The sequence below is a fragment of the Novosphingobium sp. KN65.2 genome (genome assembly GCF_001368935.1).
Taxonomy (GTDB): Bacteria; Pseudomonadota; Alphaproteobacteria; order Sphingomonadales; family Sphingomonadaceae; genus Novosphingobium; species Novosphingobium mathurense.
Genome location: NZ_CCBH010000207.1, coordinates 1 through 2,326, shown reverse-complemented (window position 1 = coordinate 2,326; position 2,326 = coordinate 1). Strand labels below are relative to the sequence as shown.

2 protein-coding genes are annotated in these 2,326 nt (G+C 61.7%); both read right to left on the bottom strand.

Annotated elements, in window-relative coordinates; all coding sequences use genetic code 11:
- A partial coding sequence (locus tag SPHV1_RS22335) for an AMP-binding protein (RefSeq protein WP_054948205.1) occupies positions 1 to 1,281 on the bottom strand: 1,281 nt, incomplete at its 3' end.
- A gap of 18 nt (positions 1,282 to 1,299) precedes the next feature.
- Positions 1,300 to 2,169, bottom strand: coding sequence for a VOC family protein (locus tag SPHV1_RS22330; RefSeq protein WP_197277781.1), 870 nt, complete (start codon positions 2,167 to 2,169; stop codon positions 1,300 to 1,302).
- Between the last annotated feature and the right edge of the window lie 157 nt (positions 2,170 to 2,326).

Here is a 2,326-nt window from a genome sequence, read left to right as displayed (position 1 = left end):
GGTGATCCGCATGAAGCCGAACCGGTCGATGGTGGCGATGTCGCCGGTGTCGAACCAGCCTTCGCCATCGATCGCGGGTGCATCGGAGCGATAATAGCGCTCCAGCACCCAGGGTCCGCGCACCATCAAGGCACCGGATTGCTCGCCGTCATGCGGCAGCACGTTGCCGTCCTCATCGACGATCTTCATCGCGATACCGAACATCATCCGGCCCTGACGGGTCCAGATGGTTTCATTCTCCTCGGCCTTGCCCAGCGCCGACAGCGCAGGCGTAGGAGTGGAGACCACGCCGAGCGGGCTGGTCTCGGTCATGCCCCATATCTGTTGCACGGTGACGCCGAGCTTGTCGAACGCCACCGCCATGTCGCGCGGGACGGCCGAACCGCCGATGATGACCCGTTGCAAGCTGCCCGGCGTTTCTCCCGTGCGCGCCAGATGATCGAGATACAGCGTCCAGATCGTGGGCACGCCGCCCGAGAAGGTGACGCCTTCGTCCACGATGAGCTGCTGCAGACTGGCGCCGTCGAACCTGTCGCAGGGAAAGACGAACTTCACGCCGTTGATCGCACCCGCAAAGGGCAGGCCCCAGGCGGTCGCGTGATAGAGCGACTGGCACGGCATCACCACGTCGAAGGCGGAGAAGTTGAGGGCGCCGCTCAGGCCCGCCGCCAGCCCGTGCAGCACGACCGAACGGTGCGAGTAGAGCACGCCCTTGGGATCGCCCGTCGTGCCCGACGTGTAGCACAGGAATGCGCCTGCATTCTCGTCCAGCCGGGGCCAGTCATAGCTTTCCGCCTCGCCGCCGATCAGGCGCTCATAGCAGCCCCAGCCATCGATCGCGCGATCGGCATCGCTCAGCAGGACGTAATGCTCGACCGTCTCCAGTCGGTCCCGGATCCTATCGACGATCTCGACCATGTTGCGATCGAGCAGCAGCACCTTGCTGCCCGCATGATTGATGGTGAAGACGAGATGGTCGTCGGGTAGGCGCGGATTTGCGGTATGCAGTACCGCGCCCATGCCCGGCACCGCGAAGAACAGCTCGAAATGCCGGTGTGTGTTCCACGCCAGCGAACTAACCCGGTCGCCGGGCGCCACGCCCAGCCGCGACAGCGCATGCGCCGCCTGCGCCGCTCGCGTCCAGGCCCGCGCGTAGTCATAGCGCCATATCGGCTCATCGATATTCTTCGACACGATCTCGCGGTCGCCATGCGCCACCGACGCAAAACGCAGGATGTCGGCAATATTCAGTTGGGCATTCTGCATCAGTCCCGGCAGCACGACGTTCTCCTCGAGCCGTTAGACGGGCTGGAACTCGTGACCCCATTCGCTGATGCGGTCGTGGATCACCGGCTCCCAGCTCTCCTCGTCATCGATCCTGAGGCCGCCATGGCCTACCTCCATCATGAATTTGGAAGGCGTGTGCGCGTAGAAGGACACGATCCTGTCGTTCGAATGCTGACCCAGCGTCAGTCCGATAGCGATCCCGGCGGCCTGCACGCGTTCATACGCCCTCTCAACATCCTCCATATTATTCATTTCCAACTCGAAATGATGGAGTTTGCTGTCTCCTCCCAGCCCTTCGGCAAAGGCGATCGAATGATGGCGCGGGCTGGTGTGCAGGAACGAGGCATGCATCGTGCTGCCGTCGGGCAGCGGCTGATAGATATAATCGGAAAGCTGTGCGAACAGCGCCTCGCGCATGAACTTCTCGTCGCCCTTGTGATCGGTTGAGTTGAAGGCGACATGGCCGAGCCCCTGATCACCTGTCACGAAACCATGCGGGACCTTGTCCGAAACAAACGGAGATTCCGCATCTTCCAAGCCCAGCGCAATCTCGTGCCGTGCTCCGACGGGTCCGACGAAATGGAAAAACCGGTCCACCCTCCGCAACCGAGCGGAGGCCTCGTCGCCATCCTGGGTCACAATACCAAGGCTATCGAAATGCGCGCGCAGGTGATCGAAGTTCTCCTGGCTCCCCGCGTCCCAGCCGACCCAGGCAATGTCGTCGGCAGGACCGTTCACAAAGTGAAAGCGCCGGGCTTTCTCATCGATCCGGCAAAACAGCCCCTCTCGCGACCTCTCCACGCCAAGACCAATCAGGCCCGCATAACGCTCCCACGCATCGAGATCCGATGCCTCAAAGCCAAAATAGGCCGTGCTGATCAACATATCTCTCTCCAAAAATCGTACTGACGGCGAAGCGCTTCGCGACGATCATGTAACGCCGACCATCCAAAGTGGGCCGACCGTACGGCGCCGCACCGGCTTCTGTCAGACAACTCACATTCCTATGTATTCTTCATGGCTCTGTTGCAAAGATTGG